At 57.7% G+C, this 23655-nt stretch carries 21 protein-coding genes; 17 read left to right on the top strand and 4 right to left on the bottom strand.

Going from position 1 to position 23655, the window contains the following annotated elements; genetic code table 11:
• Positions 1-14: 14 nt before the first annotated feature.
• A complete protein-coding gene (locus tag Q0903_RS12275; protein WP_299415659.1) occupies positions 15-1781 on the bottom strand; it encodes an ABC transporter ATP-binding protein in 1767 nt (588 codons plus the stop codon).
• Between the two features lie 227 nt (positions 1782-2008).
• Between Q0903_RS12275 and Q0903_RS12270 the strand changes: the two genes are divergently transcribed.
• Genes Q0903_RS12270 through Q0903_RS12245 form a run of 6 tightly spaced genes read left to right on the top strand, consistent with a single transcriptional unit; the run spans position 2009 to position 9206 of the window.
• On the top strand, positions 2009-4105 hold the full coding sequence (locus Q0903_RS12270) for a 3-hydroxyacyl-CoA dehydrogenase NAD-binding domain-containing protein (RefSeq protein ID WP_299415657.1): 2097 nt from the start codon (positions 2009-2011) through the stop codon (positions 4103-4105).
• Positions 4106-4147: 42 nt separating this feature from the next.
• The gene (locus Q0903_RS12265; RefSeq protein ID WP_299415654.1) at positions 4148-5347 is read left to right on the top strand and encodes an acyl-CoA dehydrogenase family protein; all 1200 of its coding nucleotides are present in this window, start codon (positions 4148-4150) and stop codon (positions 5345-5347) included.
• A 3-nt stretch (positions 5348-5350) separates the two neighbouring features.
• Positions 5351-6484, top strand: a complete 1134-nt coding sequence (locus Q0903_RS12260; RefSeq protein WP_299415651.1) for an acyl-CoA dehydrogenase — start codon at positions 5351-5353, stop codon at positions 6482-6484.
• A complete protein-coding gene (locus tag Q0903_RS12255) occupies positions 6465-6896 on the top strand; it encodes a PaaI family thioesterase (protein ID WP_299028172.1) in 432 nt (143 codons plus the stop codon). Before Q0903_RS12260 ends, Q0903_RS12255 begins: the two co-directional genes overlap by 20 nt.
• A 13-nt stretch (positions 6897-6909) precedes the next feature.
• Positions 6910-7680, top strand: coding sequence for an oxepin-CoA hydrolase, alternative type (locus Q0903_RS12250; RefSeq protein WP_299415648.1), 771 nt, complete (start codon positions 6910-6912; stop codon positions 7678-7680).
• Positions 7681-7712: 32 nt separating this feature from the next.
• The gene (locus Q0903_RS12245; RefSeq protein ID WP_299415646.1) at positions 7713-9206 is read left to right on the top strand and encodes a class I adenylate-forming enzyme family protein; all 1494 of its coding nucleotides are present in this window, start codon (positions 7713-7715) and stop codon (positions 9204-9206) included.
• A gap of 40 nt (positions 9207-9246) precedes the next feature.
• Here the strand turns inward: Q0903_RS12245 and rpe are convergent, their stop codons facing one another.
• A complete protein-coding gene (gene rpe, locus Q0903_RS12240; RefSeq protein ID WP_299415643.1) occupies positions 9247-9936 on the bottom strand; it encodes a ribulose-phosphate 3-epimerase in 690 nt (229 codons plus the stop codon).
• A 152-nt stretch (positions 9937-10088) separates the two neighbouring features.
• On the opposite strand from rpe, the gene Q0903_RS12235 reads away from it, so the two are divergent.
• The 11 genes from Q0903_RS12235 (at position 10089) to Q0903_RS12185 (ending at position 22192) form a co-directional block, all read left to right on the top strand.
• Positions 10089-11111 (top strand): ABC transporter substrate-binding protein, encoded by a 1023-nt coding sequence (locus Q0903_RS12235; protein ID WP_299028184.1) that lies wholly within the window; start codon positions 10089-10091, stop codon positions 11109-11111.
• 54 nt (positions 11112-11165) lie between these two features.
• Positions 11166-11408, top strand: a complete 243-nt coding sequence (locus Q0903_RS12230) for a hypothetical protein (protein ID WP_299415640.1) — start codon at positions 11166-11168, stop codon at positions 11406-11408.
• A 9-nt stretch (positions 11409-11417) separates the two neighbouring features.
• Positions 11418-12179, top strand: a complete 762-nt coding sequence (locus Q0903_RS12225) for an ABC transporter ATP-binding protein (protein ID WP_299415638.1) — start codon at positions 11418-11420, stop codon at positions 12177-12179.
• On the top strand, positions 12172-12957 hold the full coding sequence (locus Q0903_RS12220; RefSeq protein ID WP_299415635.1) for an ABC transporter permease: 786 nt from the start codon (positions 12172-12174) through the stop codon (positions 12955-12957). Before Q0903_RS12225 ends, Q0903_RS12220 begins: the two co-directional genes overlap by 8 nt.
• A 144-nt stretch (positions 12958-13101) precedes the next feature.
• On the top strand, positions 13102-14307 hold the full coding sequence (locus Q0903_RS12215; protein WP_299415633.1) for a PLP-dependent aminotransferase family protein: 1206 nt from the start codon (positions 13102-13104) through the stop codon (positions 14305-14307).
• Positions 14308-14355: 48 nt separating this feature from the next.
• Entirely contained in the window at positions 14356-15003 is a 648-nt protein-coding gene (locus Q0903_RS12210; protein ID WP_299415630.1) for a DUF1007 family protein, read from the top strand.
• Positions 14988-15887 carry a hypothetical protein gene (locus tag Q0903_RS12205; RefSeq protein ID WP_299415628.1) on the top strand — a complete coding sequence of 300 codons (900 nt, stop codon included), beginning with the start codon at positions 14988-14990 and terminating at the stop codon, positions 15885-15887. The genes Q0903_RS12210 and Q0903_RS12205 overlap by 16 nt, the downstream gene beginning before the upstream one ends.
• A 138-nt stretch (positions 15888-16025) precedes the next feature.
• Positions 16026-17012, top strand: a complete 987-nt coding sequence (locus tag Q0903_RS12200) for a helix-turn-helix domain-containing protein (protein WP_299415625.1) — start codon at positions 16026-16028, stop codon at positions 17010-17012.
• Between the two features lie 107 nt (positions 17013-17119).
• Positions 17120-20449, top strand: a complete 3330-nt coding sequence (locus tag Q0903_RS12195) for a CHASE domain-containing protein (RefSeq protein WP_299415622.1) — start codon at positions 17120-17122, stop codon at positions 20447-20449.
• 102 nt (positions 20450-20551) lie between these two features.
• On the top strand, positions 20552-21790 hold the full coding sequence (locus Q0903_RS12190; RefSeq protein ID WP_299415620.1) for a HAMP domain-containing sensor histidine kinase: 1239 nt from the start codon (positions 20552-20554) through the stop codon (positions 21788-21790).
• Positions 21791-21826: 36 nt separating this feature from the next.
• Entirely contained in the window at positions 21827-22192 is a 366-nt protein-coding gene (locus tag Q0903_RS12185; protein ID WP_299415617.1) for a response regulator, read from the top strand.
• A gap of 21 nt (positions 22193-22213) precedes the next feature.
• On the opposite strand, the gene Q0903_RS12180 is transcribed toward Q0903_RS12185, so the two are convergent.
• Complete coding sequence (locus tag Q0903_RS12180) at positions 22214-22570, bottom strand: Hpt domain-containing protein (RefSeq protein WP_299028216.1); 357 nt, start codon at positions 22568-22570, stop codon at positions 22214-22216.
• Positions 22567-23547, bottom strand: a complete 981-nt coding sequence (locus Q0903_RS12175; protein ID WP_299028219.1) for a response regulator — start codon at positions 23545-23547, stop codon at positions 22567-22569. The genes Q0903_RS12180 and Q0903_RS12175 overlap by 4 nt, the downstream gene beginning before the upstream one ends.
• Positions 23548-23655: the final 108 nt, after the last annotated feature.

The following is a 23655-nucleotide window of genomic DNA, read 5'->3' as shown; positions in this document are numbered from 1 at the left end:
CAAAGGAGATAATTCTATACATGACAGCGCACCATATGTCCGGGTTCCAGCTCCCGTAGGGCAGGGGCCTGCGCGCCCTCAAAGCGGAACATTTCAGGCCAGCCATCCGGGCTGCCAGCGCCCTTCGCCACCAGATCAAGGTCGATGGGGCGGGTGATATCAGGCTCTGGCTGTGCGGCGATCAGCGCGCGGGTGTAGGGATGTTGAGGGTTATAAAACAGCGTGTCGGGCGGCGCTTGCTCGACGATCACACCTGCGCGCATAACCGCGACTTCATCGGCGATCCGCGCAACCACGGCCAGATCATGGCTGATAAACAGATAGCTCAGGCCCGCGCGGTCGCGGATGTCTTCCAGCAGGGTCAGGATCTGGTCCTGAACAGAGACATCCAGCGCCGAGGTAGGCTCGTCACAGACCAGCAGCTGCGGATCAAGCGTCAGGGCGCGGGCGATCGACAGGCGCTGGCGTTGACCGCCCGAAAAAGCGTGCGGATAGCGTGGCAGCATATCTGGGCTCAGGCCCACCATACGGATCATCGCCTCGGCCTTGTCACGCCGCTCGGCCCTTGTGCCGATATTGTGGATCTCCGCGGGCTCCATCAATGCGTCCTGCACCCGCATTCGGGGGCTGAGCGATGAATAGGGGTCTTGGAAAACCATTTGTGCATCGCGCTGAAAGTTGCGGCGCTCTGCTGAGCTGAGGTCGTGTACATTAACGGGGGCATCGCCTGCGCGCGCCCTGAACAGTACCTCGCCACCCGCGTCAGGCAGGGTCGCTCCCAATGCGACACGTGCGCATGTCGTCTTGCCTGATCCGCTTTCGCCCACCACGGCCAGTGTTTTGCCACGCGGCAGTTTCAGTGTCACATCGCGGCAGGCGGTTATTGTCTGCGGTGCGCGCCACCCCTTGCTGCGCAGGGTAAACGTTTTGGTCACATTGCGAATGTCGAGTATCAGATCGGTCTGCGCCATGGCGCGGGCAGGCTCTGCCACGGTCGGAATGACGGGTGCTGCGGCAAACAGCTTTTTGGTGTAGCCATGCGCAGGGTCGCCCAGAACGTCAGTGGCACGTCCTGCTTCCATCACGCGGCCCTTGTTCATGACCACGACTTTGTCAGCCATATTGGCAACCACGCCCAGATCGTGGGTGACAAGGATCACGGCCATGCCTGTCTCGACCTGAAGTTCTTTGATCAGGCCCAGCACTTGGGCCTGTGTGGTGACGTCAAGTGCGGTTGTCGGCTCATCCGCGATCAGCAGATCGGGTTTTGAGACCATGGCCATGGCGATCATCGCGCGCTGGCGCATGCCGCCTGACATCTCGAAGGGATAGCTGTTCCACGCGCGTTCGGGATCGGCAAAGCCGACACGCTCGAACTGGGCCAGAACGCGGGCCTTTGCTTCGGTCGCGCTGAGTGACTGGTGCAGGTGCAAAACCTCTGCCACCTGATTGCCCAGACGGTGCAGCGGCGAGAGCGAGCGCATCGGTTCCTGAAATATCATCGAGATACGATCACCGCGCAATGCGCGCAGCTGGCGTGCAGGGGCATGCAGCAGATCGCACTGCGATCCACCGCTGTCATAGCGAATCTCTCCGCCGCGCAGCTGCGCTGTCGCAGGAAGTATGCGCAGTATCGAGCGGCAGGTCAGCGTCTTGCCTGAGCCACTTTCCCCAACCAAAGCAAGGGTTTCACCACATTCAACGGAAAAAGAGACGTCTGTCACCACAGGTGGTGCTTTGCCAAAACCAATGGTTAGCGATGTCACATCCAGCAGCGGCATGTATTTTCCTTGTCCCCTGCGCGGAGTGAACCTGATATCGACGGGCGCGTCCAGCGGTGTTGGCATCAGGCCGCGTTTTCGTGATCGCTGCTATGCATCGGGCCGTAGCGTCATTTGGCCCATCGTGGGGCGCGGTGTAGACAATCTGGCGCAGGTGCTGGTTTATTGAGCATGACCTGTTGCCGCCTGCGCCGCACCTGTTCTGCAACCATCCGAGGAATACACAAATGTCTGATCCTGTTGTTTTTAGCGTTCATGGCTCCGTCGCTGTTTTGCGCATCAACAATCCCCCTGTGAATGCTTTGTCCCAAGCTGTGCGGCAAGGGTTGTCTGGTGGCATGGACCGCGCCGAGGCGGACAGCAGCGTGAAGGCTGTTCTGATTGTGGGAGAGGGGCGCGCCTTTATTGCGGGGGCAGACATCACCGAATTTGGCAAACCGCCAATGGAGCCCGCTCTGCCTGATCTGTGTACGCGGATCGAGGCATCGCCGCTGCTGGTCATTGCGTCGATGCACGGCGTTAGCCTTGGTGGCGGGCTAGAGGTGGCGCTGGGCGCGCACTACCGGATTGCCCAACCGACCGCGCGAATTGGGCTGCCAGAAGTGCATCTGGGCTTGTTGCCGGGTGCCGGTGGCACCCAGCGTTTGCCGCGCCTGACTGGGGTCGAAACAGCGATTGAAATCATGTCTACAGGTCGTCAGGTCAAAGCTGCGGAGGCACTGAAGCACGGGATCATCGACAAGATCGAAGAGGGCGATCCGCAAGAGGTGGGCTTGGCTTATGCAAATGCGCTGCTGGTCCAGGCCGCGCCGCGCCGCGCCGTATCCGAATTGCCCGCACCTGCGCCTATTGATTGGGACGCGGCCCATGTCACAGCACTGCAGAAAGGTCGCGGCCAAACCAGCCCCGGTGCGATCATCCGCGCGGCCCAAGCTGCCAGCGAACTGCCCTTTGCCGAAGGCATGGCCGCCGAGCGCGCCCTGTTTTTTGAGCTGCTGCAAGGCAATCAGAGTAAAGGTATGATCCACGCGTTCTTTAACGAGCGTGCAGTCAGCAACCTGCCCGAACTGAAGGGTGTGACACCGCGCGCGCTGGATGCAATCGGCGTCATCGGTGGCGGTACAATGGGCGCAGGCATCGCCACAGCGGCCCTGTTGGCGCAGATGCAGGTTGTGCTGATTGAAACGAATGAAGAGCAGGTCGCTGCCGCGCGCAAACGGATCGAAGGCAATCTGGCAGGTGCGCTGAGCCGCGGCAAGATTACCCAGATGCAATACGATGGCTTGGTCACGCAAGCTCTGACAGTTGCAGTGAACTACGACACGCTGTCCAATGTCGATCTGGTGATCGAAGCCGTGTTTGAGGATATGGCCGTCAAGAAAGAGGTCTTTGGTAAGCTGGACGCTGTGTGCAAATCCGGTGCGATCCTTGCGTCCAACACTTCCTATCTTGATGTGGACGAAATCGCTGCATCCACCTCGCGCCCTGCGGATGTGATCGGACTGCATTTCTTCTCGCCTGCCCACGTGATGAAGTTGCTGGAGGTGGTTGTCGCCGACAAGACAGCGATTGATGTCGTGGCAACAGGCTTTGAGCTTGGTAAACGGCTGGGTAAAATCTCGGTGCGGGCGGGGGTTTGTGACGGGTTCATCGGCAACCGTATTCTGGCCGTTTACCGCACAGCAGCAGATCACATGGTGCTGGACGGCGCGTCACCCTACCAGATTGACCGCGCGTTGACGGGTTTCGGCTTTGCCATGGGGCCATTTGCTGTGGCCGATCTGGCGGGTCTCGACATCGGCTGGATGACCCGCAAGCGCAAAGCACCTGATCGCCACCCCGACGAGAGGGTCCCGACCTATATCGACAAGCTGTGCGAGGAGGGCCATTTCGGGCGCAAAACGGGCGAGGGCTATTACCTCTATGAGGCGGGAAGCCGGGCCAGCGTGCCAAACCCGAAAATCCCCGAGCTGATCGCCGCCGAACAGGCTGCGCTGGAAATTACGCCACGTGATTTCACTGACGAAGATATTGTCAGGCGCTACATGTGTGCGATGGTGAACGAAGCTGCCAAGGTGGTGGATGAGGGCATCGCCCGACGCCCTGCCGACGTTGATATGGTGCTGCTGTTTGGCTACGGCTTTCCGCGCTTTTGGGGCGGGCCGCTGAAATGGGCCGATCTGCAGGGCCTTGATAAGGTGCTGGCCGACATCGAGCGGTATGCGCAAGAGGACGCGTGGTTCTGGAAACCTGCACCCTTGCTGCAATCGCTTGTGGCGACTGGCCGCAGCTTTGATGACTTGAACCGTGCGCCCGCTAGCTAAGGGTGTAGCGACAACCGATAGAGTGATGGAGAGGATATCCCAATGGACCTGAGCTATTCCGACGACGAGATTGCATTCCGTGACGAAGTGCGCGCGTTTATGGAAGAAAAAGTCACACCCGAGATGCGCGACAAAGTGCGCGGCAAGGGTGAGCTGAACAAGGCCGACATGGAGGCATGGCACGCGACGCTGAACGAGCGTGGCTGGCTGGCCCCTAACTGGCCCAAGAAGTTCGGCGGTGCAGAGTGGAACGCCGTGCAAAAGCACATCTTCGAGGAAGAGGCCGCCGCCGCCGCTGCGCCGCGTATCGTGCCCTTTGGTCTGGGGATGCTTGCGCCTGTGCTGCAAAAATTTGGCTCTCAAGAGCAGAATGACTATTGGCTGCCCCGCATCCTGAGCGGTGAGGACTGGTGGTGTCAGGGCTACTCAGAGCCGGGTGCCGGGTCCGACCTTGCATCGCTCAAGACGACAGCCGTCAAGAACGAGGCAGGCACGCATTACATCGTGAACGGCCAGAAGACCTGGACCACACTGGGCCAGCACGCCAACATGATTTTCTGCCTTGTGCGCACCGACAAAGACGTCAAGCAGCAAGAGGGCATCAGCTTTTTGCTGATCGACATGGACACCCCCGGTGTCGAAGTGCGCCCGATCATCTTGCTGGACGGCACCCATGAGGTGAACGAAGTGTGGTTTACGGACGTAGAAGTGCCAGTCGAGAACCTTGTCGGTAAGGAAAACGAAGGCTGGACCTATGCCAAGTACCTGCTGACGCACGAGCGCACGAACATTGCGGGCGTTGGTTTCTCGCAGGCGGGTCTGGCTTCGGTCAAACGTCTTGCACGCTCCGAGATGGCGAACGGCAAGCCGCTGATCGAGAACCCGCATTTTGCAGCGCGTGTCGCACAGGTCGAGATTGATCTGATGGCGATGAGCACGACCAACATGCGTATCGTCTCCAAGGCGGCGGCTGGGCAGGCACCGGGTGTGGAATCTTCCATGCTCAAGGTCAAAGGCACAATCATCCGTCAGGAGATCAACGATCTGGCGCGCCGTGCGGCTGGCGTCTATGCAATGCCCTTTGCGTCGGAAGCGGTGGAAGGAAGCAACGAAGTTCTGCCTGACCCGTTGGGCGCGGGGCCTGTTGCGGCCAAATATTTCAACAACCGCAAATTGTCGATTTTCGGTGGGTCAAACGAGATCCAGCGCGGGATCATCGCAAAAGTCACGATGGGGAGCTAAGGCATGAATTTTGACCTGACAGAAGAGCGGCAAATGCTGCAAGACACGCTGCGGCGTTTCCTGCGTGACCGCTATGATACGGCAACCCGCAACAAAATCCTTGAAAGCGACACCGGCATGTCGTCCGAGATCTGGGCCGAGTTGGCGGAGCTGGGCGTGATAGGCGCACTGTTTTCGGAAGAGCAGGGCGGCTTTGGCGGCAAGGGTTTCGACATTGCCGTGGTGTTCGAAGAGCTGGGCCGCGCTGGTGTAGTGGAACCGTTCCTCGATACTGCTGTTCTGGCGGGCGGTCTGATCGCTGATTTGGGCAATGAAGACCAGCAGGCACACATCGAAGAGATCATCGGTGGTGGTTTGCAGCTGGCTTTTGCGCACGGCGAACCTACCAGCCGTTATGATCTCACACGCGTCAGCACCACCGCTGCCGAGACAGGCGGTGAGATCGTGCTCAACGGGCGCAAAGCTGTTGTCGTGAATGCCGAAGCTGCCGATGTTCTGGTAGTTTCTGCGCGCGAAAGTGGCGAGCAGGGCGATGCAGAGGGTATCTCGCTGTTTTTGGTGCCCAAAGACACCGCTGGCCTGACTGTACAGGGCTATGCCTTGCTGGCAGGTGGCCGCGCCGCCGAAGTGACACTGGACGATGTGAAAGTGCCGGCATCTGCCCGTCTGGGCGGGGCTGGCAAAGCGAGCGAGGCCATCGAGGCGCGCATCGCTGCCGCCAATGTAGCCCAAACCGCCGAGACATTGGGCGCGATGGAAACAGCTGTGAGACTGACCAAAGACTACCTTGGAACACGCAAGCAGTTTGGCCGTCCGATCGGGACGTTTCAGGCGCTGGCGCACCGCTTCTCTGACCTGTTGATCGAGATGGAGCAGGCACGGTCTGCCGTGATCCTTGCTGCGGGTCATCTTGAGGCGGGCCGAGGCTTGCGGGAGCGGAATGTTTCGGCCACCAAAAACCTGATCGGTCGCGTTGGCCGTCTGGTGGGTGAGGAAAGCATCCAGTTGCACGGCGGCATCGCCATGACACAGGAATACGAGCTGGCACATATCGCCAAGCGTATTGTCATGGCCGACCATCGTTTCGGCGATGTAGATCACCATCTGGAGCGTTTTATTGCCCTCGCCGCAGCATAAAGAAGAGGCCGGTTTCATCTATGGTGAGACCGGCACCCAACGCCTGTTAGGATACGTCGTAGATGTGCGTGACCCTTTGCACGGGCGCTGCTATCTTGATGTGACCGATGACCACCTCAACCGACATGGAGCGTTGCACGGCGGAATTGCCGTGACGCTGCTCGATAATGCAAGTGGCACAACCGGATCACTGAGTGTGGACGCAACAGGGAAGGCCCCGTTCCTGACGGTCTCTATGAACACCCAGTTCGTAGGGTCTGGCAGACGCGGGCGCATGACGGCCACTGGCACAGTCACAGGTGGCGGGCGCAGCCTGCTGTTTATCAGTGCAGAGTTGCATCACGAAGACGGCACTTTGGTGGCTACATCAACAGGCGTGTTCAAACGCGTCCCCCAAGAAAAACTAGATTAACGGAGACAGCACCATGAGCGCACGGCTGGAAGACGCAGGCGACCGCCTGATCATTTGGAACGGCAACACCGACAAACGTGGCGCGCTTTCGCCCGAGCTGTATGAGTGCATCATGAAAGCCTGTGAGATGGCATCGGAGCGTCGCCTGCGCTCTATCGTGCTGACGTCCGAGGGGCCGTTTTTCTGTGCGGGTGGTGATCTGACCCAGCTTATCAAAAGTCAGGGCATGCCAGCGGATCAGCGGGCGGCACGCATCGACAGCTTGCATGATGTGATCCGCGCAATGCGGGCTTGTCCCGTCCCTATTATCGCTGCGGTAGAAGGGGGGGCGGCGGGCGCTGGCCTAAGCATCGCGTTGTCGTGTGATGTGGTGGTTGCCGCGAAGGGCGCAAAGTTTGTGGCGTCCTATGTCAAGGCAGGGCTGGTCCCTGACGGGGGGCTTACGGCGCATTTGGCCCGCAGTGTGCCGCGGCAGCTGGCGATGGAGATGTGCATGTTGGCCCAACCTGTATTGGCCGAGCGGATGTATGACCTAGCGGTGGTAAATGCGCTAACCGAAGTGGGTGATGCGATGGATGTTGCACGGCAATATGCCGACCGCTTTGGCGCAGGGCCGCGCGATGCGCAGGCTGCTATTCGCAAGATGGTCGCTGCCGCCTATGATACCACCGAGGCAGAGCAGCTGGATCATGAGCGTGATGCCATGGGCCATGCCACCGGCGCACCCGAAGCGGCAGAGGGCATCGCCGCATTTCTGGAAAAACGCAGCCCGAATTACAGTTGAACGGCAAGCAAACGCATAGGGGAGAACGCGACATGGAACTGGTGGTGGACTTTCTAAAGGACCGTGTGGCGATAGCACCGGACAGCACTGCGCTGAGCGATTCAAGTGGTGTGCATTGGAGCTATAGCGATCTTGACCGCGCGAGCGATGATCTGGCTGCGCATTTGACTGCTGTTGGTGTGCAACAGAACGATCGCGTGCTGTTGTTGGTCGAAAATTGCGCAGCCGCCGTGGCGACATTGCATGCGGCATGGAAACTGGGCGCGGTGGTGATCCCTTTCAACGCCCGCCAGACCGAAGCGGAAGTGGCCCGCGTTCTGAAACACGCCACCCCTGCGGCCATCGTGGCCACGGCCCATGTCTCAGCCGATGCGGCAGCTCACGCCGCGCGCTTGGAAGGTGTCGGGATTGAGGGGGCGTTCGGCTCCCTTATGTTGGCGCAAGGCGTGTCTGACCCTGATCCCGAATTGGATGATGTTGCGGTTCTTCTTTATACGACAGGCACCACAGGTGACCCCAAGGGTGTGATGCTGACCCATAGCGGTATGCGGTTCGGGGGGAAAGCCTCCAGCGGTTTGCGGCAGATGGTACCAGAAGACATTGTGTACGGCGTGCTGCCGATGAGCCATGTTTTCGGGTTGATTTCGGTTCTGACAGGTGCGTGCTTTACAGGTGCGCATGTGCAAATCGAAGCACGGTTTTCGGCGCAAAAATTGCACGAGGCTGCGATGGGAGGTGTGACGATCATTCCCGCTGTGCCGCAGATGCACGCGCTGGTCATGCAATACACCAAAGAGCAGGGGATGGAGCGGCTCGCCGCCCCTGCTTTGCGTTATGTCTCGAGCGGCGGCGCACCGCTGGACCCTGCCTGGAAACGCAAGGCAGAGGCGTTCTATGAACTGCCGTTGCAAAACGGGTTTGGTATGACCGAAACTTCATCAGGCGCATCAGCCACGAATAATCCGATCGGGTCGCCCGATATCTCGGTTGGTCCAGTGACCCCCGGGACCGAAGCGCGGATTGATGTTGATGCAACTGGTGGCAATGGCGTGGACGAAGGCGAAGTGCTGGTGCGCGGCCCACACGTAATGAAGGGCTATTACCGGAACCCCGCAGAAACGGCCAAGGCGCTGGACGCGGATGGATGGCTGCATACAGGCGATCTGGGCAAGATAGATGCCGACGGCAAGTTGCATATCCTTGGCCGCTCGAAAGAGCTGATCATCCACGGTGGCTTTAACGTCTACCCGCCAGAAGTAGAGGCGGCGTTAAACGATCATCCGCAAGTGATCCAGTCGGCTGTGGTAGGGCGGACCAAGGACGGAGACGAAGAAGTGCTGGCCTTTGTTCAAGTGTCTGACGCGGACAGGCCAGACATCGACGATTTGCGTGCTTTCGTGAAAAAGTGTCTTGCAGGCTACAAGCGGCCCAAGCACATCGTGCTGGCAACCGCGCTTCCTGCCGCACCCACGGGGAAGCTGCTCAAGCATAAAATGATCGAGACATTTGCCGATCAGCTTCCCTGAGCTTGTGGTTCCTCGCTGCCTTACAGGCGCTCGTCACAGCTTAGACGTAGGTGCCTGCGGCTGCTTCGCGGATCGCACGGATGTTGGTGCCGTAGGGCGTAGGATCGCTGACCGAGCCACCTTTGAATACGGCAGAGCCTGCGACCAGCACGTCGGCTCCCGCTGCTGCAACGATCGGGGCGGTTCTGGGATCGACGCCGCCATCAATCTCGATATGCACAGGCCGGTCGCCGATCATAGCGCGCAGGGTCTTGATCTTGTCGCTCATGTCGATGAACTTCTGACCGCCAAAGCCGGGGTTGACCGTCATCACACAGACAAGATCGGTAAGATCGAGCAGATGGGCCACAGCCTCGGCTGGAGTGCTGGGGTTCAGGGCGACGCCTGCCTTGGCCCCTGTGGCGCGGATGGCCTGTAGGGTACGATGAATATGTGGTCCTGCCTCGACATGGGCAGTGATGAAATCGGCACCCGCATTGGCGAAATCTTCGATATAGGCATCTACCGGAGAGATCATGAGATGCACATCCATCACGCCCTTGATATGTGGCCGGATCGCGGCGCATGTCGCAGGGCCAAAAGTAATGTTGGGCACAAAATGCCCGTCCATCACATCCACATGAATCCAATCTGCGCCTTGCGTCTCAACAGCGGCACATTCCGCGCCAAAGTTGGCGAAATCGGCGGCAAGGATGGAGGGGGCAATTTTGATGGAACGGTCGAAGGACATGGGGCAGCGCCTTTGGTTGACTAGGTTGCTAGGGCGATAGCACAGGGCGCGGGCGGGGGGCAATCGGTGTGGCGTGTTTCGCAGGGTGGTTGCTTGACTTGCTGCGCGCCCACGGCGCACTCTTTCGCAAAGAAAACTTGGGAGGATAGACTATGACCATTCTTACACGCCGCCAGACAATCGGCGGCATTGCCGCATCTGCCGCTGCACTGGGCCTTGCCGCCCCTGCGATAGCATCAGGCCGCAAGATTACGCTGGGTGCGCTGCGGTTCACCAGCCATTCGGGCACTTTTGTCGCGTTGGAGCGGGACTATTTCAAGCAAGCAGGCTTGGACGTAGAGGTGAAGTTCTTCCAAGCGGCCCAGCCTATGGCCGTGGCGATTGCATCGGGTGATGTTGACTATGCCGTAACCGCGATCTCGGGTGGTCTTGTATCGCTGGCCGACAAGGGCGCGATCAAGGTGATCGGTGGTGCGTTGCAGGAGGAAGCAGGCATTGATGGTCAGAAATTCCTTGTGTCCGACGCGGCATTCAAAGCGGGTATCACTGCCCCGTCGATGCTGGACGGCAAATCATACGGGATGAGCACAGCTGGGTCATCGTTCCACTATATGGGCTCGAAGATGGCCGCGGCAGAGGGGATCTCGTTGAACTTCAAACCACTGCAAAAAGTCGGGGCGATCATCGGGGCGCTCAAATCGGGCCAGATTGATGCGTGGTCCATTGTACCTCATATCGCCAAGCCTTTGGCAGGGTCGGGCGCGGTGCATATCATCGGCGATGTGGCAAGCTATTTGCCTGATTATCAGGTCACAACCGTCTTTACTTCGGCCAAAAATGCCGCCGAGGAAAAGCAGATGACGCAGGATTATCTGGCGGCCTATTCCAAAGGTGTTGCCGACTATAACGCTGCAATGATCGCTAAAACAGGCGGCGAGGACGGCGTAAATGCCATGGTCGATCTGATCCATAAATACGTCTACACAGACCGCCCGCGCGAGAAGGCCGCGCCTTCGATCATCAATGGCACCATGCGCCTGAACGAGGGCGCGCGGATGAACGTGGCTTCCGTGCGCGACCAGCTTGAGTGGTTCCAGTCCGAAGATCTGGTTGGCAAGGATATCCCGCTCGATGCGCTGATCGACACCTCTTATGTCGAAACTGTAGGGGCCTAAGGCCTGTCAGGGCAGGGCGCTCTGCGTCCTGCGCTAATCTTGGAGGAGGCGCAGGTGTTTTATATCCGATGTGGCGGCTTGATCGCATGGATTTTGGTTGTGATTGGGCTGCTGCGCGCGTGCTTGGGTGTATTCATCGCCTTTTCGGCCACTGCGCCTGATGTCGCCGTTACCCTTGCGCGGGTGCTGGGGGCCGTAACGCTGGCCGAGGCGATCTTGGGGGGGCTGGCGCTTTTTGGCGCTGGTATTGTCATGGGATTGTTGGTGCAGATCGCCAAGGGTGTGAAGTTTGAATAAGGAAACCGCGTGGAGCTGAAACTGGATGCTGTCACCCACCGCTATGGTGGGGCGGATGTGGTGCGGGATGTCTCGCTAGAGATCCCGTCTGGCCGTATCACTTGCATTGTGGGGCCATCGGGGTGCGGCAAATCAACCTTGCTGCGCCTACTGGGTGGGCTTGAGCAGCCCAGCTTTGGCGCAGTCCGGCAGGTCGGCGCGCCGCCGGTAGGGTGCCTGAACGCGTTGACATATATCTTTCAGGACTTTGCCTTGCTGCCGTGGCGGACTGTGGCGGGCAATGTCTCGCTGGTGCTTGAGGATCATGGACTGGCGGATGCGGATGGGATTATTGCGGATGTTCTGGCGCGCACACGGCTGACTGATTTTGCAGATGCGCTACCCAAGCAGCTGTCAGGCGGGATGAAGCAACGGGTTGCCATTGCGCGTGCACTGGCGGTGAACCCTGCCGTCATGCTGATGGATGAACCGCTTAGCGCGCTTGACAGCCAGACGCGCGAACTGCTGATGGATGATCTGGTAGGGCTGTGGACCAAGACACCCTTCACCGCTGTCTATGTCACCCATAATCTGGCAGAGGCCGTGCGACTGGGCCACCGGATTGTCGTGTTGTCGCGCAGGCCGGGTGAAGTACGTGAGATCGTCGAGATTGATACCCCGCTCGAACACCGTCATCATGCAGATCCCGAACTCGATGCGCGCCAGCAGCAATTATGGGGCCTCATGCGCGATGAGGCGGCGGCAGCGGATGCGGAGCTGATGGATGTCTGATCAAGTACCCTTTCGGGGTGGTGGATTTGCCCCTGTGCATGTGCGTGGCTTGGGGTTCGCCGTATTTATAGTGCTGATTGCTCTGGCAGAATGGGGCACCCGCACGGGATTTATATCCGCACTCACACTGCCGCGGCCTTCTGATGTTTTTGGTACGTTTGTCGAGCTTTGGGAAAGCGGTTTGCTGTTCAAGCATCTGCTCCCCTCGCTGAGCCGTCTGGCAGTTGGGGCCACCATGGGCGCAGTGGTGGGGATTTCAGTAGGTGTTTTGATCGGGCTCTTTGCCTATGTGCGCGCAGGTCTGGTGCCGCTGGTCGCTGCGATTTTTCCGATCCCTAAAATCGCGCTTTTGCCGCTGTTCGTTATCTGGTTCGGGATTGACGAAGGGTCGAAATATGCGCTGATCGCTTTCGGCACCTTCACGCCGACAGTGGTGGCGACCTACGCAGCCGTGGACAACGTGGACCGCACCTTAATCCGCATGGGGCAGAGTTTTGGACTTAGCTGGTGGTCCATCGTCCGCAAAATCGTGCTGCCCGGTGCCATGCCCGGTATCCTCTCCGGCCTTCGCATATCGCTTACCATCGCGATCATCCTGCTGGTCGCAGCCGAGATGCTGGGCGCAGAGTACGGTGTGGGTGCCTATATTCTGGAAGCAGGCAGTCTCTATGATCTGGAGCGGTTGTTTGCGGGTGTCGTGATCCTTTCGGTGCTTGGGGTCGTTCTGTCATGGAGCATTGGTGTGCTGGAAAGACGCGTTCTGCGCTGGCGGGTATAGCGGGCGAACAGAGTGGGGAGTGCCGAAAGGCCGGCCGCAGCGAGCAGCCGCGATAGGGCCGCTTCGGACATATAGGACACAACTGTTGACCTAATTTGCGAATCCATGCTTTGTGGTCCCCAAGACATGTTCGGGGAGGAACAGATGGACTGGCATCAGATATTCGCCACACGCAATGACCGGATGAAAGCAAGCGAAATTCGTGAATTGCTCAAGCTGTTGGATCAGCCTGATATCATCTCTTTTGCGGGCGGCATCCCCGATCCCGACCTCTTTCCTGCCGCGGCATTTCAGGACGCCTTCAGTCAGGCGCTTAGCGCAGACACTCAGGCTGCTGCATTGCAATATTCCGTTTCCGAAGGCTACGGCCCGCTGCGCGACTGGATCGTCAAGGAAATGGCGCGGCTGGGCATTCCGTGCACGCGCGACAATATCCTGATCACCTCAGGCTCTCAACAGGCGCTCGACTATTTGGGCAAACTGCTGCTAAGCCCGGGTGACACGGCGCTGGTGGGCTGGCCGACGTATCTCGGAGCCTTGGGGGCGTTCAACGCCTATGAACCGCGCTATGACCGCCTTGATCCAGATACCAACCGCTCTGCCGAAGACTATGCGCAGGCGGCGGGCGAGGGGCGGGTTAAATTCGCCTATATGTCTGTTGATTTCGCCAACCCCACCGGCAAGACGCTGGACGCCGCGATGCGCGAGCGTGTAATTGACCTGGCCGATGCGCTGGACATCGCCGTGATCGAGGACGCGGCCTATCAATCGCTGCGCTATGAGGGCGAGGCGCTTGCCCCCGTGCTGGCCCGTGAGATCGAGCGCAAAGGCAACATTGACGCCTGTCGCACGCTTTATTGTGGCAGCTTTTCCAAAACACTCGCGCCAGGTTTGCGGGTGGGTTGGGTCTGCGGTGCCCAAGAGGTGATCAACCAGCTTGTCTTGCTGAAGCAAGCGGCGGATTTGCACAGCTCTACGATCAACCAAATGGCGATTGCAACAGTGGCCGAGGCGCAGTTTGACTCTCATGTGGCCAAGATCAAATCTGCTTATCGCGCACGTCGCGATGTGATGTTGGCAGCACTCGCTGCGAAGATGCCGGAAGGGGTGACATGGACACAGCCTGAAGGCGGCATGTTCATCTGGCTTGAACTGCCCAAGCATCTGAACTGTGCTGATCTTCTGGCTCGTTCGCTACAAACCGAAAGGGTTGCATTTGTTCCGGGCCACGCGTTTTTTGCCGACGGCTCTGGCACCAATACAATGAGGCTGAGCTTTAGCAGAACCGACGAGAAAAGCATCGAAGAGGGTATCGCGCGTTTGGGTCGGTTGATTACCGCCGCTTTGTAAGCGGATCAGTGATTGAACAGTCCCATGCGGGTGCATAGGTTACGCGGCATGAGATGGATTGCCGCCCTGTGTTTTATTCTGCTTGCCGCGCCTTTGGGCGCGCATCCGCATATATTCATCAATACGGGTCTGGTGTTTATCATCGACGCGCAAAATCGCCTGACCCATGTGCAGGTGACATGGGAATATGATGAATTGTATTCGCTGCTTGTTACCGAAGATTTGGGCGTGGACAGTGACTATGACGGGGTCTTGACCCCTGCAGATGTTCAAAAGCTGACAGGCTTCGATATGAACTGGATCGACGGGTATAACGGCGATCTGGTTGGTGCGCTGGATGGCGCGCCACTGGAGTTGTCGCGCCCCGCAGCGCCGACAGCTGTTTTGCAGGACGGCAAAATTATCACCACACATCTGCGCCGTGTTGAAGGCGCGCCCGAGGTGACTGGCCGGCTGAGCTTCCGACCTTATGACGGCACTTATTATACTGCCTATGAGGTCCGCCGCCCTGTGCGCGTCCAAGGGCGTGAGGGATGTGAGATCGTCATGGACGAGCCTGATATCGCAGGGGCATTGGCGATGACACAGGCCGAAGTTGCCGCCTTGCCCGAGGATTTTGATATGGAGGCCGCAGGCCTTGGCGATATTGGTGCGCGGTTTGCGACCGAAGTGAACATCACATGCGCGGCGCCGTAATTCTGGCACTTGGTATCGCGGCGCTTGTCGTCGGATGGCTCTGGCTCAGCGGCGGGTTCGAGCAGATAGCGGGATGGGCCGCGGGCGAGCAGCGCAATTTCCAAAACGGTATCGCGCGCACACTGCGCGCGCTGCGCGGCGGCGAGGCGGGAGCTTATGCGCTGCTGATGGGCAGTTGCTTTGCCTATGGATTTTTTCACGCCATCGGGCCGGGGCATGGCAAGTTGCTGGTGGGCGGATATGGCATCGCGCGTGAGGTGCCAATGCTGCGCTTGTCGCTTATCGCTCTGTTATCCAGTCTCGGGCAGGCGGTCACAGCGATCGTGCTGGCTTATGGTGGCCTGTGGATGCTGGGCCTCACGCGGGAGCGGATGGTGGGCGCCGCCGAAGACTGGCTGGCTCCGTTCAGCTATGGCTTGATTGCGGCGATTGGTCTTTGGCTGGTTTGGCGCGGCATGCGACGGTTGCGGGCGGCCCAAGTCACGCAGGGCCACGCGCACCAAGGTGATGGCACCGAATGTAGCAGTTGTGGTCACCGCCATGGCCCGTCACTTGACGAGGCAAGCGAGGCTACAGGCCTGCGCGATGCGTTGTTGCTCATCGGGGGTATCGCGGTACGGCCTTGTACAGGTGCGCTGTTCGTTCTGATTATTACGTGGCAAATGGGGATTGCAACGGCGGGCATTGCAGGTGCGTTTGCGATGGCGCTGGGCACGGCCTCTGTCACAGTTGCGGTCGGGGTTGCGGCCTCAGGACTGCGCGGCGGCGTTCTGCGGGCGGTCGCGAATGCATCTGCGTTGACGTGGATTATGCCGATGCTTGAAGTTGTTGCCGGTCTGGTTGTTGTCGCTCTTTCGGGCGGGTTGCTGATCCGCGCGCTATGATCCGCCTCAACGCGTCTCTTGGCAAAGGAGTAGATTCTACTGTAGTCCGGAGGGGTAGTGAAAATTGTCCCAGTTTTTTCACGACCAGCGGTTTCTATGACAACCTGATCGCTGCCCTCTGTCGCGCTGGAGCTTGCTGTGTCTTCGATCCTGCCCCCATCTGATCCTGTCTGCCGCATAGAGGTATTTGTGCAGCGCGGTTTTGATGCCGCCGAGCTGGTTGGCGTTACGTCGACACTGGATACCGCGAATGCCATTGCGGGATACGAGCGGTTCGGGTGTAGGATCATAAGTGACATGCCGGGGATGGTAACCGGCAAGGCGCAAATGCTGGCGCGCGCGGAACCCGCGATTGAGGGATACGGCTTTGCCGACGTCATGATTGTGGTCGGCGGTGCGCACGTATCGCGGGACGGCTGGGTCAGGCGGATGCGTGCAATGCAGCGCCAAAACCGGCCTGTTATTTTGCTCGGAGATGCGGCTACGGCATTCATCCGCACAACGAATAGTTTGAGAGGGCGTGTAACGACCCATTGGCGTGACATCGCCTTGCTCAAGGAACAAGGATACTACCCTAACCTAACCACTCGCCTTGCAGAAAACTGCGATGGCGTGACAACTGCTGCAGGTGGTGCGGCCACTGCTGAGTTGGTGATCGGGCTGATTGCAGGACATTTGTCGCCTGTTGAACTGGCCGAGCTTGGCAATCGCCTGTTGCTGCCAACCATACGCCACAGCGATGCAGAGCAGCCACGCGATATCGCCGATAATGCGGGCCTGTTCGACGCGCGCGTGACCAAAGCCATCAAGTTGATGGAGACCCACATGGAAGAACCTTTGTCGATGACGGAACTGACCACACGCGTCGGGCTGTCTACGCGTCATCTGGAACGTGTCTTTCGGGAGGTCTTTGATGAGACGCCCGCACGCTTTTACAAGCGCCTGCGGGTCAGACGGGCCCGCGCTATGATCGAGGATACTCTGATCCCGCTGATTGATGTGGCCATTGCTACAGGCTTTTGCTCGCACAATGCGCTGAGCCGTGCGATGCGCGATGAATACGGAATAACCCCCTCTAAAATGCGCGCGCGCAAGTCGATCAAACTGATAAATCACCAAAGCTGAACGGGTGCATGACCAATTTCGGTGCAGTTTTTCTATCACGGGTCAGCGCATATTAATCTTTGGCCTTTAGCCGTTGAGCACATTCGTACCATTTGGAGAGTGCTTTGGTGGTCCTATCGGCGTTCCTATCCAGAAAACGCGACGCCCGCCGTGTCGATGTTGCAGCGGCCGATGGGCAGCGCCGCGGGTTTCAGGGCGGGTTTATGGTATCACGCCGCGTCAGCAGGCTTTTGGTGCTGACCTGTTTAATCCTTAGTGTCGTTGCGTCGAATTATGCGGTGAAATACGTCCAGCTGAATGCATTGTTCGAATTTCGCAAGCTCAGCGCCAATGGTGTCGAGAGCATTAAATCGGAAGTGATGACCTACGCACAAGTCTTGACTGGTACTGCGGCGCATGTCGCTGCGCTGGAGGATGTCGATCAGCAGGAGTTCTCCCAATATGTTGCAGGGCTTGATTTGCGGCAGAACTTTCCCGGCATTTTGGGGATCGGATTCGTACAATCAGTGCCGCAGGCAGATATCGCGGCGTTGCAGGTGGATCTGTCGCGGATTTATGACCGTGAGATAACCATCGGGCCGCAGACCAAGGGCGCGGACAAGATGATCGTGACCCATATGACCCCTTTACGCGGTAACGAGACTGTAATCGGTCTGGACACCAGCTTTGATGAAGGGCGGCGCGAAGCATTCGCCTTTGCGCGCAAAACGCGCCAGACTACGCTCACGTCACAGCTGGAACTGGTGCAAAAAAGCGTGACAGGAACTGGGTTTATCATGGTGCGCGCGGTCTATGTCTCGAAAGACATTGCACCATACGGGCGCGCAAGCACGGATATGTTTTTGGGCTGGGTGGTCGCGCCTTTTATCGGCGAAAGCGTCTTGGCGGATATGGCTGCCCAGCTTGGGCAAGATTTTCAATTGACTGTGTTCGACGGTGAGGCGCGTGCGGAAAATCTGTTGTTTTCTAGCGATCCCCAGCGTCGCGCGACAGGTATCGTCCAGCGCGATCACATCGTTGAACTTTATGGACGCAGTTGGCGGTTACGTTTTGAAAGCACACCGTCATTCGATGCTGCCCACGCGAGCTTTCTGCCTGGGACGATATTCCTCACTGGATTGCTGTTCAGCCTTATGTTGTGGTTTTCGCTACGCTCGACTGCTTTGCGCAGCCGACTATTGAAAACTTTGGTAGACCAGCGGGGGCGACAGCTCGACGCAAGTGCCGATGAAAACCGGACCTTGCTGGAGAGCAGCGCCTTGGCGGTGATGACGTTGGATGCCGACGCGCGGATCGTATTTATCAACTCAACCGCGGTCGCACTTTTCGGGTATGAAATAGATGATTTTCTTGGTGCCCCGTTTGACCAGTTCGTGACGCTTGGCAAGGCAGCGCAGACTAGTGGGATCAGCAATGCGGTAGGCATAGCTGCACGAGGCGAACGATTAAAGCTGGATGTGCAAGCCAATACGTGGCGCACTGCGGATGATGTCGTGCAGACAACTGTTTTGATCCGCGATGTTACAGAGCAAATCCAAAACAAGCTTGCCATCGAGGGGCTGCACAAACGCTACAATACGGCGCTGATTGGTGCAGGGATAGGAATATTTGAAGTGGATATCCTGACTGGTGCTGCCGACATGTCGGCCACATGGCACAAGATCATGGGTACAGATGCGCTTGACGAACCGTTTGATCACAAAAAACACTTTCTGGCCCGCGTCCATCCCGACGATATGGAGGCATTGCAAGAAGCGGATCGCAGATGCATCGCCGGCGAGACGTTACGCAGCGAGGCCGAGTACCGCATCAGATTTGCTGATGGATGGCGCTGGATGTATTCGGATGCAGTGCCGGTAGCGCGTGGGGCTGACGGGCGCGCTACGCGCCTCATCGGAACACAGGCGGACATTACCGAGCTCCGCCATGCCCGTAACGCGCTGGAGCTCAGTGAGGCGCGCTTTCGCATGGTGCTGCAGGACGCCCCTGTTGGCATGGCGATCCTTGATGACAAAGGCGCATTCATCGGCGCAAATGCAGCGCTTGCAACGCTGAGTGGGTATGACGCCGACGCCATGCGAAAAAAGATGCGGCTGGCCGATCTTTTGGCCCGCAAAGACTATGTTCAGATGTCGCGCGACATCCGGGCCTTGTTGGGAGCAGAAACATCAAGGACTTACCAAAACCAGTTCCAGCTGAAAACACATAGCGGCGAAGTGCGATGGGGCCTGTTCAATTTCAGCTGGACCTATGACAAAAACCGCGCCGAGAATGTCTATATTGTCCAGATTGTTGATATCAGCGATCAAAAGCGTGTCGAGCGGATCAAAAGCGAGTTTGTTTCAACGGTCAGCCATGAGTTACGGACGCCGCTCACCTCTATTAAGGGCGCACTCAGTCTGCTGGAGATGAGCGCCGCCCCCCAGATGCCTGACAACGCCAAACGTCTGCTGGAGATTGCTTGTGCAAATGCAGACCGTCTGACGGTGATGGTAAATGATATTCTGGATCTGGAAAAGTTGAGTTCTGGCGATGTAATGTTTGAATGTGAGGATACGGCCCTGCATCCATTGGTTGCCGATACGATAGATGCGATGGTTCCTGTTGCGGAAGAACACCAGAATACGCTGGTTTTAGAAACCACCACCGACGATGTGGAAGTGCATGTAGATGTTGGGCGGATGCGGCAAGTGCTGACCAACCTCATCTCGAACGCGTGCAAATTCTCGGACGCGCAGACCCCCGTCACCCTGTGCTATGATGTGCGCGAAACCGATGTGATAATCTACGTCAAAAATATTGGTCCTCCCGTACCCGAGAGTTTTCGAAGTCACATGTTTGAGGCATTTACGCAGGGCGACGGCTCTGACACGCGCAGCAAGGGTGGCACCGGTTTGGGATTGCACATCGTTCGCCAGATCGTAAAGCGATTGGGAGGGCGTATCGGGTTCGAGCAGGGACAGGATCGGCAGACGGTGTTCTGGTTTACTTGCCCGCTCGCTGTGTCGGGTGAAGTAACTGAGCGTGTGCATCACCTTGAACCCACGACACAGGGCGCGCAGATGCCCCGTGTTCTGCATGTCGAAGACGACCGCGATTTTGCCGATGTGATCGCTGCCGGATTTGACGGGGTTGCCCGGATTTCCCATGCGAGCAGTATCGCGCAGGCCCGTCAACTGATCGACGGCACCAGCTTGGATGTATTGCTGCTGGACTGGGTCTTGCCTGACGGTCATGCAGAGGTGCTTTTGGATGACATTTATGCCCGTCATCCGGCTGCTGTTGTAATGGGGCTTTCAGCTGCTGCGACAATGCCAGATGATCCACGGATCGCCGTAAATCTTATCAAATCCCAATTGGAAATTACCGATATTGTCGACCGTGTTTTACTTGCTACACAAGACCGCGCTTTGAGCGATCGAAAGGTAGCAATATGATACGTTTTTTCGCCATACTATTGTCAACTTGGGGCAGGATAACACAATCAGAGGCGGCCGCCGCAATCAGCTGGCAAGAAGCGCGCTGTGGAAGTGTATAGCATGAAAAAAAGATCGGTTATGCCAGTTGCGGCAGCACTTTTTGGCGGTGTTTCTCTTGGGGCGCTGGGATATGTTCTAGGGCAGGCGTTGTTTCCGGCGGGTGCTATACCTTTGATGATGGCTTTGGTCCCTGCTGCTGGTCTACCTGCGCTCTTGTTTTGCGGCAAGGCGAGGCCTGATGGTCCAACGATGGACGCGTTGCATGCGCTCCCTGACGAGGTCTGGTTAATCGATGTAGAGAGCGGGCGTGTGCAGTATTTGAACGCCGCGGCAAGCACGCGAATAGGTGCTGATTTGAACCTGCGACCGTACTTGCGGGTCGATGACATCTTTCCCAACAGTCAGCCTGCTGTATTGCGCGGGCTTCTGGTCCGCACTGATCAATCGGCGCTGCCCGATGTGCGTGTCGCAACAAGCACGTTTCGCCCACGGATAAAACCGTTGGACGACGGGCGTACTGTGATGCTGATGTTGCAGGACGTGACACAAGCCGTGGAAGAAGAACGGGCAAAGGCGGATTTCATTTCGACTGTCAGCCATGAGTTACGCTCGCCGCTGACGTCGATCAAGGGCTCGATGGGGCTGCTTTTGTCAAATGCCGCGGGAGAACTGCCGACACCTGCGCGCAATCTGCTGGAAATAGCGCACCGCAATGCGGAACGTCTGGTGCTCATTATTAACGACATCCTTGATCTACAAAAGATCGTGGATGGCGGCATGGATTTCGAAAAGCGCCCGGTAGATGCGGCCGCATTGGTGCATGAGGCGCTGGACGCGTCATCCCTGTTTATGCAGCGGTTCGACCTCACCATTGATGTGGTAGGGGCGGAAGAACCCGTTGAAATAATGAGCGATCCGAACCGAATTATTCAGGTTCTTGGCAACCTGCTGACTAACGCTGCCAAATTTTCGCGGCCGCATAGCACAGTTACGATCACGCTGACCCAGACACCTGAATGCATCAAGATAGTGGTGCGCGATCAGGGCGCAGGTATTCCGCAGGATGAGCAGTGCAAGATTTTTGACCGTTTCACCGACATGAGCAATTCCGACCGGCAACAAAAGGGTGGTTCTGGCCTTGGGCTCAGCATTTGTAAGGCAATTGTTGATAGTTTGGACGGTAGCATAGGGTTCGAGAGTGTCGAAGGCGTTGGGACAGCGTTTCACATTATCCTGCCACGCGGCAGTGCACATCAGCATGGTGAAAACCGTGCGAATGATATGCGCAATGCAGGCTAGGATGGCGGCGCTGGTGCTGATTGCGGAGAGAAGTGAATGATCAAGCTACTGCATGTCGAAGATGACGCAGACATTCGGGAAATCGCCAAACTGTCGCTAGAACTTTCAGGGGACTTTGACGTTACGCAATGCGAGTCTGGCCCTGATGCACTTGCCTTGGTTCAGGAGTATACGCCTGATGTTATCCTGCTCGATATGATGATGCCGGGCATGACGGGGAAAGAGGCGTTGGTTCAAATGCGCAAAATTCCCAAACTGGCCGAGACACCGGCGGTATTCATGACAGCGCGGGCGCAAGTGTCGGAACTGGAAGAATTGCGCGCAATCGGGGCCGCTGACGTTATCAGCAAACCCTTTGATCCGATGGCGCTGCCCGATCAGATTAAGGCAGCGATGGTTTAGGGCAGACAGCCCCTGCGCGGCCTAGATGTAATCGGGAAGGGTGCCGCAGGCTTCTACGAACGTATCGATGCACCAGATTATCTCACCGGGGCAAATCGCCAGATCAGCATAGGGCCCTTCAAGATGCGCAATTATCTGCGCTTCGCATTGCTGCGCGGTCGCGCCGAGTTCGGGATAGCCGACTGTGCCTGCTGTGCCTGCAATTTGGTGCAGGATGCTGCGCGCATCCTCAAGGTTCGCGTTGATCTCTTCGGCTGTTTCGCCGTCCCATGCAGCAAGGGCATGTTGCGCGATGATCGTTTTGCGATCTTCCAACAGGGCAAGAAAGCGGTCGCGGATGCGGTCGAGGCCTGGCATCTCAAGGGCGAGCGCGCTCATGCCCGTTTTCCCAGATGGAAAAAGTCGGTCTTCAGACGCTCGTATTCCTCTGCGGCGTCTTCTGCGGATGATTGTGCAGTGCTGAGTGCGTTCAAAATTTGATCTCCTGATTTCCAGACCAGCCTGATCGATACGCCTGCGCTGACGCGCGGGTGCAGTTCTTCGCCTGTGTTGGACATTACCTGCGCGCGGTTGAGGTGCAGGTTCACGCTGTCGGTCAGTCGGGGCATATCGGGACGCCAGCCGCTTTCGGTGATGCATAGGTAAGTTCCGCTGCCTGCATAGGTCATCAGGAACTGGTGATCCGACAACGTGTCCGAAATCACTTCGGCTACATCTTCTATTAGAAATTTGAATTCGGCACCGGACAGGTTGTCACAATACTTGTCCGCTTTGCGCAAAGTGAATGCAAAAACGGTCGATCCAAAGAGCGAACTGCGCGATAGCTGAGCTACATAGTTTTCCATTGCAGTACAGGCGATCACGTTGTCGATGTCATGCAGGCTGATCGGCTCGTGCATATCGATGCTGTCAGCCAGCTCTGCGCCTTCTAGCAGGGTGCTTGCGGCAAAACGGTTGATCGCTTTTGCCTGACGGCTCAGGACAAGCTGCTCGACCATGTTTATGCGCGCTTTCAGCTCTGTCAGGTCGAAGGGCTTTGTTACATAGTCGGTGGCACCTGCCGCGAAAGCACCGTCGATATAGCGTTTTTCCGACATTGCTGTCAGCATGACGATTGGCGTCGTCGCATAAGAAATATTCTGGCGCAGGGCGCGGGCCAGTTCCATCCCATCCATCTGGGGCATTTGAATATCGAGCATGAAGCAGTCGAATGGTGCGCTGCTGTGTTGAGCGACAATTTCAAGCGCTTCTTTTCCAGACCCTGCTGTCGTCAGCTCATGGGGCCCGAGAGTTGTTAAGAACTGTGACAGCAGTTCCACAATAATAGGATCGTCATCAACCGCGAGGATTTTCATAATCCAGCACTCCAAACAAAGGCAACTCGTTACTTCACCCTTCTTTCATCGCTTCGAAACGTGGCGAAAGTAGGACAATTTGATAGCCCCGAAGGGGTGAAATGACAG

The sequence above is a fragment of the uncultured Sulfitobacter sp. genome (genome assembly GCF_947502895.1).
Classification (GTDB): Bacteria; Pseudomonadota; Alphaproteobacteria; order Rhodobacterales; family Rhodobacteraceae; genus Sulfitobacter.
Note: the sequence above shows the minus strand (reverse complement) of the source record. Positions and strands in the feature narration are given on the sequence as shown.